1 protein-coding gene and 4 pseudogenes are annotated in these 11,340 nt (G+C 77.0%); all 5 read right to left on the reverse strand.

Annotated features, from left to right (window positions below; all coding sequences use genetic code 11):
* Positions 1-27: 27 nt before the first annotated feature.
* Positions 28-2,301 (reverse strand): type I polyketide synthase, encoded by a 2,274-nt coding sequence (locus G443_RS05940; RefSeq protein ID WP_272500011.1) that lies wholly within the window; start codon positions 2,299-2,301, stop codon positions 28-30.
* Between the two features lie 57 nt (positions 2,302-2,358).
* Positions 2,359-3,126: pseudogene (locus tag G443_RS25745) on the reverse strand (SpnB-like Rossmann fold domain-containing protein); the annotation flags it as partial.
* 187 nt (positions 3,127-3,313) lie between these two features.
* Positions 3,314-7,873 (reverse strand): annotated as a pseudogene (locus G443_RS05945) (type I polyketide synthase); the annotation flags it as partial.
* Positions 7,780-8,190: pseudogene (locus G443_RS26025) on the reverse strand (polyketide synthase dehydratase domain-containing protein); the annotation flags it as partial. The pseudogenes G443_RS05945 and G443_RS26025, both read right to left, overlap by 94 nt.
* Positions 8,191-8,267: 77 nt before the next feature.
* A pseudogene (locus tag G443_RS05955) lies at positions 8,268-11,318 on the reverse strand (type I polyketide synthase); the annotation flags it as partial.
* Positions 11,319-11,340 lie beyond the last annotated feature (22 nt).

Here is an 11,340-nt window from a genome sequence, read left to right on the forward strand (position 1 = left end):
TGTCGCTGGTCTCTGGGGCGGGCCGCGCTAGGAGATGCCGAACTCCTCGCTGAGGAGGTCCGCGAGTTCGTCGGCGGAGGCGTCGGCGATCCGGTCTCCGACGCCGACGGCCCCGGCTGCCCCGGCCTCGGTGTCGGGGGTGGTGAGCCGCTCGGCGAGGGCGTGCAGCCGCGCGGCGAGCGCGGCCCGGCCGGACTCGTCGGCGCCGAGCGCGTCGACGGCGGCGTCGATCCGGTCGAGTTGGGCGAGGAGCGCGGAGGTGGACGGGACGCCGTCCAGGTCCAGTTCCGCCAGCAGCGCCCGGCCGACGGCCCTGGGTGTGGGGTGGTCGAAGGTGACGGTGGCGGGCAGGGTGAGGCCGGTGGCCGCGTTGAGCCCGTTGCGGAACTCGACGGCGAGGAGCGAGTCGAACCCGAGGTCGGCGAAGGCCTCGTCCGGCTGGACCCGGCGGGTGCCGTCGTGACCGAGGACGGCGCTGGCGCGGTCGACGGCGAGTTCGGTGAGCCGTTCCGCCGCCTCGGCGGGGGACAGCCCGGCCAGCTGCCGGACCAGGGTGGAGGTGTCGGGGGCGGGGGCGGTGGTGGTGGCGGTGCGGCGCACCGGTCCGGCCAGGTCCCGCAGCAGCGGCGGGGCGGCGGCCCCGAGCCGGCGGGGGTCGACCCGCAGCGGGACGAGCAGCGCCTCGGGTCGCCGGGTGGCCTGGTCGAACAGTCCGAGCGCCTGGTCGGCGGTCAGTGGCGGGAAGCCCTGTTCGGCGAGGCGGCGGCGGTCGGTGTCGGTGAGGTCGCCGGCCATGCCGGTGTCCGCCCACAGGCCCCAGGCCAGGGACTGGCCGGGCAGGCCCCGCTGCCGGCGGCGGAGGGCGACGGCGTCGAGGGTGGCGTTGGCCGAGGCGTAGCCGGCCTGCCCGGGGGCTCCGAGGACCCCGGCGGAGGAGGAGAACCCGACGAAGAAGGACAGGTCGTGGGTGCGGGTGGCCTGGTCGAGCAGCTCCGCCGCGTCGGCCTTGGGCGCCAGCAGCGCTCGGACGCGGTCGGCGGTGAGCGAGCCGAGGACACCGTCGTCGACGGTCCCGGCGGCGTGCACCACGCCCTGCAGATCGGGGTGGGCCCCCAGCAGCGCGGTCAGGGAGTCCTGGTCGGTGACGTCGCAGGCGGTGACGGTGACGGCGCCGTCGTGGTCGGCGACGAGGTCGGCGGCTCCCGGGGCGTCCAGGCCCCGGCGGCTGGCGACGACGACGTGCCGGGCGCCCCACGCGCTGACCAGGTGGCGGACGAGGTGCGCGCCGACCCCGCCGGTGCCGCCGGTGACCAGGACGGGGGCGTCGGGGTCGAAGGCCCTGGGCACGGTGACGACGATCTTGCCGACGTGCCGGGCCTGGCTCATGAACCGCAGGGCCTCGGAGCACCGGCGGATGTCCCAGGTGGACACGGGCAGGGGGGTGAGGGAGCCGTCCTCGAACAGGGGGAGGAGTTCGGTGAACATCTCCCGGATCCGCACCGGACCCGCCTCCAACAGGTCGAACGACCGGTACTCCACCCCCGGGAACTCCCCCGGGTCCCGCAGGTCGGTCTTGCCCATCTCCACGAACCGACCACCCTCGCCCAACAACCCCCTTGAGGCGTCGACGAACTCCCCCGCCAACGAGTTCAGCACCACGTCCACCCGCCCGAACCGCTCCGCGAACCCGGTGTCCCGCGAGGACGCCACCCGCTCCGGGGCCACCCCCAACGCCTCCACGAACCCCCGCTTCACCGGCCCGCACGTCCCGTACACGACCGCACCCCACTCCCGGGCCAACTGCACCGCCGCCATCCCCACCCCACCGGCGGCCGAGTGCACCAACACCGACTCCCCCTCGACCAACCGGCCCAGGTCCCGCAACCCGTACCAGGCGGTCAGGAACGTCACCGGCACCGTCGCCGCCTCCGCGAACGACCACGACCCCGGGAACCGGGACCACATCCGGTGGTCGACGACCACCTCGGAGGCGAACCCGCCCTCGCACAGGCCCATCACCCGGTCACCCACGGCGAACCCGTCCACCCCGCGTCCGACCTCGGTGACGACCCCGGCGGCCTCCAGGCCCAACGGCAGGGGTTCGCCCGGGTACATGCCGAGCACGGTCATGACGTCACGGAAGTTCACCCCGGACGCCCGCACCGACACCCGGATCTCGCCGAGGCCCAGCGCCTCGCGGCGGGCGGTGTCCACCCGGACCCCGTCGAGGGAGCCGCCGGGTTCGGTACCAACCGTCCACGGCGTGCCCGGCAGGGACAGCCCGCCGTCGACGGGGCGCATCCTCGGTGCCCAGAGCCGACCGGAACGCAACGCCAGCTGCGGTTCGCCGGCGGCGACCGCGCCCCGGACCTCGGGGGCGTTCACCGACAGGGGGCGGTCGGTGTCGACGAGCAGGATCCGCCCCGGGTTCTCCGACTGCGCCGAGCGCAGCAGCCCCCACACCCCCGCGGCGGCCGGGTCCACCGGTGCCTCCGCCAGGCCCTCGTCCGGGTCGGCGGTGACCGCGTCGCGGGTGAGGACGACGAGCCGGGTGCGGGTGAACCGGTCGGCGGCGAGGAACGTCTGGACGAGGTCGAGGGCGGCGACCGGGCCGGTGCCGCTGGCCGCCTCCCAGAACAGGACGTCGGGTGCGGTGTCGAGGTCGCGGAGGGCGTCGGCGCCGGTGACGCGGTCCCACGACCAGCCGACGGTGCCCTCGGTGGGGCGTTCCACCGCCCGCCACGCCACCTCGTGCAGGGCGCCCCCGGTGGCCGCGGCGGCGCGCACACCCTCGGGGGAGGCGGCGCGGAGCATCAGCCGGTCGACGGTGAGGACGGGGACGCCCTCGGCGTCGACGGCGCGCAGGGAGACGGTGTTGTCGCTGAGCCGGGAGACCCGCACCCGGACGGCGGTCGCTCCCGAGGCGTGCGGGGTGACCCCGCGCCAGGAGTAGGGCAGCAGCGGGCCGCCGTCCCCGGCGGGCAGCAGCTGGGCGGCGCCGACGGCGTGCAGGGCGGCGTCGAGCAGGGCCGGGTGCACGCCGAAGGCGGTGGCCGAGGCGTGTTCCGGTTCGGGCAGTTCCACGGAGGCGAGGGCGTGGTCGCCGTCGCGCCGGGTGGCGCGCAGCCCCGGAAGGCGGGGCCGTAGTCCAGGCCGGCGGCGGCGAAGGTCTCGTACACGCCGTCGGTCCCCGCCGACACGGGGGCGCGGCGGGCGAGGTCGGCGTCCGGGCCGGCGCGTGGTCCGGGCCGGCCGACAGGGCGCCGGTGGCGTGGACCCGCCACTCCCCCTCGGACTCGAGGCGGGCGTGCAGGGTGAACGGCCGGTGTCCCTGGTCGTTCTCCCGGGCCACGACGAGGCGCAGCTGGGTGGGTTCGTGGTCGGAGAGCACGAGGGGCGCGGTGGTGACCAGTTCGTCGACGGTGCCCCGGCCCACCTCGTCGCCGGCGCGGACGGCCATCTCCACGATGGCGGCGCCGGGGACGACGACCTGCCCCAGGACGCGGTGGTCGGCCAGCCAGGGCCGGCTCGTGGTGGACAGGGCGCCGGTGAGGACCACCGCGCCGGTTCCGGGCACCTCCACGGCGGCGGCGAGCAGCGGGTGGTCGGTGCCGGTGACACCGAGCCCGCTGGTGTCGGCGGCGGGCCGGGAGGTCCCGGTGAGCCAGAACCGTTCCCGGTCGAACGGGTAGGTGGGCAGGTCGACCCAGTCGCCGGCGCCGAACAGGTCGTCCCACTCCACCGGGACCCCGGCGCAGTACAGTTCGCCGACCGCCGCGAGCAGCGACGCCGCCTCGGGTCGGTCCCGGCGCAGGGCGGCCACGGCGCGCCCCGGCTCGGCGAGGACCGTCGCGGCCAGCCCGGTGAGGGTGGCGTCGGCGCCCAGTTCCAGCACCGCGTCCACTCCCGACGCCTCCAGCGCGGCGAGGTCGTCGGCGAACAGGACGGGGGCCCGCACGTGGTCGACCCAGTAGTCGGGGTCGGTCCAGCGGTCGGCCGGTCCGCCGGTGACGTTGGACAGCCCCGGCAGGGTCGGGGCGGCGAACCGCACCTCCCGCAGCACGCGGGCGAAGTCGGCGAGCACCGGTTCCACCAGGTGCGAGTGGAAGGCGTGGGACACCCGCAGCGCCCTGGTCCGCAGTCCCCGGGCCTCGGCCGCCTCGGCGACCGTGGCCACCGCGCCGGACTCCCCGGAGACGACCACCGAGGTGGGGCCGTTGACGGCGCCGACCCCGGCGCCGGGCACCAGGAGTTCCTCGACCTCTCCGCGCCCGGCGGCCACGGCGACCATCGCGCCGCCGTCGGGTAGGGCGTCCATCAGCCGGGCCCGGGCCGCCACCACCCGGCAGGCGTCGGGCAGGTCCCACACCCCCGCCACGTAGGCGGCCGTCAACTCCCCCACGGAATGACCGGCCACCACCTCCGCCCGGACCCCCCACGAGGACACCAGCGCGTGCAGCGCGGCCTCCACCGCGAACAACGCCGGTTGCGCCCAGCCGGTGCGGTCCAGCGCGTCGGCGTCCGCACCGAACACGACCTCGGCCAGGGGGCGGTCGGCGGCCAGTTCGGCGTCGAGGGCGGCGCAGACCCGGTCGAAGGTGTCGGCGTAGACGGGGAACCGGTCGTGGAGTTCCCGGCCCATCCCGATGCGTTGCGAGCCCTGCCCGCCGAACACGACAGCCAACTGGTGCACCGGGACCACTCCTGAGACGAGTCGGGGGTTCGTTTCTCCTCGGGCGAGCGCGCCGAGCGCGGCCGACGCGGCCGGCCGGTCGTCGGCCAGGACGACGGCGCGGTGGTCCAGCCGGGCCCGGGTGTGGGCCAGCGACCGGGCCAGGGCGCCCAGCGGGACCTCGGGGCGGGTGTCGACGAGCTCGGCCAGCCGGGCCGCCTGGGCGCGCAGCGCCGACGGTGTCCGCCCGGACAGCAGGAGCGGGACCGGGTTCTCCGTCCTCCCGGGTTCCTCGCGGGCCGGTGTGGGCGGCGGTGCCTCGAGGACCACGTGGGCGTTGGTGCCGCTGAAGCCGAACGACGAGACGGCGGCGCGGCGGGGCCCGGGGGTGTCGGGCCACGGCCTCGTCTCGGTGGCCAGCCGCACGGCGCCGGCGGACCAGTCGACCCGCGAGGTGGGGGTGGTGACGTGCAGGGTGCGGGGCACGGTGCCGTGCCGCATCGCCAGCAGCGCTTTGATGACGCCGGCGACGCCGGCGGCGGCCTGGGTGTGGCCGAGGTTCGACTTGACCGTTCCCAGCAGCAGCGGCGCCTCCCGGTCGGCGCCGTAGGTGGTCAGCAGGGCGTGCGCCTCGATGGGGTCGCCCAGGGCGGTGCCGGTGCCGTGCGCCTCCACGACGTCGACGTCGCGGGCGGTCAGGCCGGCGTCGGCGAGGGCGGCGCGGATGACCCGCCGCTGGGCCGGGCCGTTGGGGGCGGTGAGCCCGCTGGCGGCCCCGTCGTGGTTGACGGCGGAACCGCGCAGCAGGCCGAGGACGTGGCGGCCGTGGCGTCGGGCGTCGGAGAGGCGTTCGAGGACGAGGACGCCCACGCCTTCCGACCAGGCGGTGCCGTCGGCGTCCTCGGAGAAGGACTTGCACCGGCCGTCGGCGGCGAGCCCGCCCTGCCGGGAGAACTCGACGAACGCGGCCGGGGTGCTCATCACGGTGGCTCCCCCGGCCAGGGCCAGGGTGCTCTCCCCGGTGCGCAGCGACCGGGCGGCCAGGTGCACGGCGACCAGGGAGGAGGAGCAGGCGGTGTCGACGGTGAGGGCCGGCCCTTCCAAACCGAGGACGTGGGCGACCCGGCCGGAGGCGACGCTGCCGGTGGTCCCGGCGCCGAGCAGGCCCTCCACCTCGGGGGGAGCGTCGGCGAAACCGGGGCCGTAGTCGTGGTACATGATGCCAGTGAAGACGCCGGTCCGGCTGCCCCGCGCGGACCGGGGGTCGATGCCGGCGTGTTCGAGGGCCTCCCAGGAGGTTTCCAGCAGCTGGCGTTGCTGCGGGTCCATCGCCAACGCCTCGCGGGGGGAGATCCCGAACAGCCCGGCGTCGAACAGGGCCGCGTCGTCGAGGAACCCGCCCTCGCCCACCGAGCTGGTGCCGGGCCGGGTGGGGTCGGAGCCGAGGACGCGGTGGAGGTCCCAGCCCCGGTCGGTGGGGAACGGGCCGATGGCGTCGACCTCGGCGGTGAGCAGGTCCCACAGGTCGTCGGGGCCGCGCACCCCGCCCGGGTAGCGGCAGGCCAGGCCGACGATCGCGATGGGGTCGTCCGAGGAGCCCGCCGTGGGGGCGGCGGCCGGGGTTTCCTCGGGGTGCCCGTCGGCGGCGAGGAAGGCGGCGAGCCGCTCGGCGGTGGGGTGGTCGAACGCGAGGGTGGCGGGCAGGGGCCGGCCGGTGGCGGCGCTGAGCCGGTTGCGCAGTTCGACGGCGGCGAGGGAGTCGACGCCGAGTTCCCGCAGGCCCCGGTGGGCGTCGACCCGCCGGGGGTCGTCGTGGCCCAGCACGGCGGCCAGGTGGGCGCGGACCAGGGCGAGCGGGTCGGACGGCGGGGGCGGGGGTTCGGCGGTGCGGGGGCGGGCGGCGGGCAGCAGGTCGGTCAGCAGGGCCGGCGGGTCGGGGTGCCTGGCGAGCTGCCCCGGGTCGAGGTCGAGGGCGACCAGGGAGGGTTCGGCCCGGGTCATCGCCAGGTCGAGGAGTTCGAGGGCGCGGGGCGGGTCGAGCGGGGGGAACCCGGTGGTGACCAGTCGGCGGCGTTCGGACGCGGTCAGCGTGCGGGCCATGCCGGTGTCCGCCCACAACCCCCAGGCCACGGTCTGCCCGGGCAGCCCCTGCCGGCGGCGCCGGGCCATCAGGGCGTCGACCTCGGCGTTGGCGGCGGCGTAGGCGGCCTGCCCCGGCGCGCCGAGCACGCCCGCCGCCGAGGTGAAGGCGACGAGGAAGTCCAGGTCGAGGTCCCGGGTGAGCTGGTCGAGCGTGCGGGCGGCGCCGGCCTTGGGCGCGGCGACCCGCCGCAGGCGGTCGGGGGTCAGGGAGGTGAGCACGCCGTCGTCGAGCACGCCGGCGGCGTGGACGACGCCGGCGAGGGTGTCGGCGAGGGTGGCGAGCAGGCCGGCGAGTTCGTCGGGGTTGGACACGTCGCAGGGCACGAACCGGACCGCCTCGCCGCAGTCGGCGACGAGGTCGGCGACCCCGGTGTCGGAGCGGGCCGCGACGACCACCCGGGTGGCGCCCCACTGGTGGACGAGGTGGCGGACGACGTGGGAGCCGACTCCCCCGGTTCCCCCGGTCACCAGCACCGTGCCGTGGGCCGTCGGGGACCGCCGGCCGGCGGTGTCCTCGGCGACCGGGGTGAGGCGCGGGGCGAACACCCGGCCGTCGCGGACCGCCACCTGCGGTTCCCCGGTGGCCAGGGCGAGGCGCACCGCCTCGGCGCTGTCGTCGGCGTCGAGGAGGACCAGCCGGCCGGGGTGTTCGGCCTGGGCGGAGCGCACCAGCCCCACAGGCCCGCCGCCTCGGGCACGACCGGTTCGTCCCCGAGGTCCACGGCGCCCCGGGTGCGCACCACGACGCGGTCCGGCCGGTCGAGGAGGTCGAGGAGCGTCGGCAGCTCCTCGGCGGCGTCGCCGCTGGGTGCCCACTCGGTGGCGGCGGCGGGCGCGGTGGAGGTTGGCGCGACCTCCACCCAGTCCGTGGCGTGGAGGTGACCGCCCGAGGTGGCGGCGGGCGGTGGGGTGGCGGGGCGGAGGGTGAGGCGGTCGACGGTGAGCAGCGGGCGGTCGGTGCCGTCGGTGAGCAGGAGCGACACCGAGGAGTCGTCGAGCCGGGTGATCGTGGCCCGCGCGGCCGTGGTGCCCGGGTGGTGCGCGCGCACCCCGCGCCACGAGTACGGGACCAGGGGCGCGCCGTCGTGGTCGGGCAGCAGCCCGGAGGGGTGCAGGGCGTGCAGGGTGGAGTCGAGGACGGCGGGGTGCGGCCCGAAGCCCTCGGCGGGGCCGGGGACCTCGACCGAGGCGTGGACGGTGGTCCCGTCGCGGCGCGCCGCCCGCAGGCCCTGGAAGCTCGGCCCGTAGTCCAGGCCGCGTTCCGCGAGTTCCGCGTAGAGCGCGGCGGTGTCGACCGGGTCCGGCGCCGCCGGCGGGGGCGCGGGGGTCGGCGGGGGCCGGCGACGCCGAGGGTGCCGGTGGCGTGCCGGGTCCACTCGTCGCCCGACTCGGGGCGCGCGTGCAGCGTGAAGGGCCGGTGACCGGTCGCGTCGGCCGGTGCCACCACGACCCGCAGCACGAGGGGACCGTCGAGCACCAGCGGGGCGAGGCTGGTCAGTTCGGTCACCTGGGGGTGGCCGACCTCGTCGCCCACCCGCAGGGCCAGGTCGACCAGGGCCGCGCCGGGCACCACGGTCCGGCCCAGCACCCGGTGGTCGGCCAGCCACGGCGGCGTGTCGGGGCACAACCGCCCGGTGAACAGCACCTCGTCCGAGCCGGGGACGTCGACGACACCGCCGAGCAGGGGGTGCCCGGCGGCGCGGACGCCCAGACCCGTGCCGTCGGCGCGCGGCCCGGGGGCGGTGAGCCAGTAGTGGCGCCGGTGGAACGGGTAGCCGGGCAGGTCGAGCGTCCTGGCGTCCTCGAAGAACTCCCGCCAGGCCACCGGGACCCCGGCGACGTGCAGGTCGGCCAGCGCGCGGAGCAGGGATTCGGCCTCGTCGTGGTCCCGGCGGAGCGCGGGGACGGCCGGGACCGCGTCGCCGAGGACGAGACCGGTGAGGCCGGTGAGGGTGGAGTCCGCCCCGAGTTCGAGCACGGCGGTGACGCCGAGGCCGGGCAGGGCGGCGACCAGGTCACCGAACAGGACGGTGGCCCGGGCGTGCTCGACCCAGTAGTCGGGGTCGGTCCACCGTTCGGCGGTCCCTCCGGTCACGTTGGACAGCCCGGTGAGGCCCGGTTCGTGGAAGGTGACGCCGTCGAGGGCGGCGCGGAGGTCCGCCAGCGCTGGTTCCACCAGCGCGGAGTGGAAGGCGTGGGAGACCCGGAGCCGGGTCGCGCGGATGCCGCGCGCGGCGGCGGTGCGGACGGCGGCGTCGACCGCGTGCGCCGGGCCGGAGACCACCACGGCCTCGGGGCCGTTGACGGCGGCGATCTCCACCCCGTCGACGCGCAGCGCCTCGGCGGTTCCGCGGTCGGTGTTGAGGGCGGCCATCGCGCCGCCGTCGGGCAGGGCGTCCATCAGCCGGGCCCGGGCCGCCACCACCCGGCAGGCGTCGGGCAGGTCCCACACCCCCGCCACGTAGGCGGCCGTCAACTCCCCCACGGAATGACCGGCCACCACCTCCGCCCGGACCCCCCACGAGGACACCACCGCGTGCAGCGCGGCCTCCACCGCGAACAACGCGGGCTGGGCGTGGCCGGTGCGGTCGAGGCGCGCGGCGTCGGCGGGGCTGGTCTCGCCGAGGACGAGGTCGCGGACGGGGAACCCGAGCTCCGGTTCCAGGGCGGCGCAGACCTCGTCGAGGGCGGCGGCGAAGGCCGGGTAGGCGGCGTGGAGCCGCCGGCCCAGGCCGGGCCGTTGGGTGCCCTGCCCGCCGAAGAGGACCGCCAGCCGCCCGGGGCGGGTGGGGCGGGGGGCGGTGACCTCGGCGAGGCCGGCCAGCAGGTCGGCGCGGTCCCTCCCGAGCACCACCGCCCGGTGGTCGAGGCTGGCGCGGGTGGTGGCCAACGAGTGGCCGAGGTCGGCGGGCTGGGCGCCGTCGCGCAGCACCTCGGCGATGTTCCGTGCCTGGACCGGCACCGCCTCGGGGGTGCGGGCCGAGAGCACCAGGGGTGTGAGCGGGCCGCGCACCCGGCCGGGTGCCGCGTTCGGTGGCGGGGGCGGCGCCTGTTCGAGGATGACGTGGGCGTTGGTGCCGCTGATCCCGAAGGAGGACACGGCGGCCCGCCGGGGCCGGTCGTGCTCGGGCCACGGGGTGTCCTCGGTGGTGAGGGTGACCGCGCCGGAGGTCCAGTCGACGTGGCTGGTGGGCCGGTCGACGTGGAGGGTGCGGGGCAGCACGCCCCGACCCAGGGCCAGGGCGGTCCTCAGGACGCCGGCGACGCCGGCGGCGGCCTGGGTGTGGCCGAGGTTCGACTTGACCGACCCCAGCAGCAGCGGGGTGTCCCGCCGCTGCCCGTAGGTCGCGAGCAAGGCCTGCGCCTCGATCGGGTCGCCGAGGGCGGTACCGGTGCCGTGGGCCTCGACCGCGTCGACGTCGGCGGGTTCCAGCCCGGCGGCGGCCAACGCGGTGCGGATCATGCGCTGTTGGGCCGGCCCGTTGGGGGCGGTCAGCCCGTGGGACGCGCCGTCGGAGTTCACGGCGGTGGCACGGACCACGGCGAGGATGCGGCGGCCGTGGCGGAGCGCGTCGGAGAGCCGTTCCACGAGCAGCAGCCCGGCGCCCTCGGACCAGGCGGTGCCGTCGGCGGCGTCGGCGAAGGACTTGCAGCGCCCGTCGGGGGCGAGGCCGCGTTGCCTGGCGAACTCGACGAAGAGGTGCGGGGAGGTGAGGACGGTGGCGCCGCCGACGAGGGCGAGGCGGCTCTCCCCCGACCGCAGGGACCGGGCGGCCAGGTGCAGGGCGACCAGGGAGGAGGAGCAGGCGGTGTCGACCGAGAGGGCGGGGCCTTCGAGGCCGAGCGTGTAGGCCAGGCGCCCGGAGGCGACGCTGGTGGTGTTCCCGGCGAGCAGGTAGCCCTCGACCTCGGGGACCCCGTGGCGGGCGTCGCGGTCGTAGTCCTGCCCGGACACGCCGACGAACACCCCGGTGGGGGTGCCGCGCAGCGACCGGGGGTCGATGCGGGCGTGTTCGACGGCGCGCCACGCGGTTTCCAGCAGGACCCGTTGTTGGGGGTCCATGGCCAGCGCCTCGCGGGGTGAGATGTCGAAGAGGGCGGCGTCGAACAGGGCGGCGTCGGCGAGGAACCCGCCCCGGTCCACGTAGGTGCGGCCGGAGGCGGCCGGGTCGCTGTCGAAGAGGTGGTCGAGGTCCCATCCCCGGTCGGTGGGGAAGGGCCCGGTGACGTCGCGGCCCTCGGCCAGCAGCCGCCACAGGTCCTCGGGGGAGTCGACGCCGCCGGGGAAGCGGCAGGCGGCGCCGATGATGGCGATGGGCTCCGCCTCGGTCTCGTCCCTCTCGCGCACCCGGCGGGTCAGGCGCTCGTTCTCCTTGAGCGACGCCCGCAGCGCTTCGACGAGCCGCTCGTCAGCCTCCGCCATTCCGCGTCTCCTCCGCAGGGGTCGAGCCGTCCAGCAGCACGCTAGGTCGGGGTGGGGGGTGGACCAATGGCACGCGTCCACCCCGGGGGCATTGCCGGCGCAC

Origin of the sequence: Actinoalloteichus caeruleus DSM 43889, assembly GCF_000429185.2 — a bacterium.
Taxonomy (GTDB): Bacteria; Actinomycetota; Actinomycetes; order Mycobacteriales; family Pseudonocardiaceae; genus Actinoalloteichus_B; species Actinoalloteichus_B caeruleus.

What these genes read in the sequence shown, in the direction of transcription:
- G443_RS05940 (WP_272500011.1), bottom strand. Translation starts at nt 2,301, where the DNA reads ATGCGCCCCGTCGACGGCGGGCTGTCCCTGCCGGGCACGCCGTGGACG.